The following is a 398-nucleotide window of genomic DNA, read 5'->3' as shown; positions in this document are numbered from 1 at the left end:
CGGACGGGCGCCACCACACGTTCTCCCAGTTCGGCTCGGGGACCCTGACGGGTGTGCCCACGCACCTGTCCCGGCTGATGGTGGTGGACCCCTTCGCGCTGGCGGCCGAGGGCGCCCACCTGGCCTCCCTCGGTGTTCCGGACCCGTTCGCGCTGGTCACGGTGGACGCCCGGGCGCTGATCGCCACCCCCTGGCACCAGGAGGCCAACCGGGTCCGCGAGGTCGCCCGGGGCGGCGGCCGCCACGGGTCGTGCGGGATGGGCGTGGGCGAGACGATGGCCTACGCCCTGGCCCGCCCCGGGGACGCGCCCACCGTCGGCGACTGCCGCGAACCCGCCCGGCTGCGCCGCAGACTGCACCGGCTGGCCGACCACCTGGACACGCTCCGCCGCGAGCTC

At 76.9% G+C, this 398-nt stretch carries 1 protein-coding gene; it reads left to right on the top strand.

The window, feature by feature from the left end; translation table 11 throughout:
- Nucleotides 1-398, top strand: a 398-nt coding sequence (locus tag ACJOT3_RS34690; protein WP_406977354.1) for an adenylosuccinate synthetase, incomplete at both ends; no start/stop codon positions are given.

This window comes from Nocardiopsis protaetiae, from assembly GCF_045446735.1.
Classification (GTDB): domain Bacteria; phylum Actinomycetota; class Actinomycetes; order Streptosporangiales; family Streptosporangiaceae; genus Nocardiopsis; species Nocardiopsis protaetiae.
This window is presented reverse-complemented; position numbering and strand designations above follow the sequence as displayed.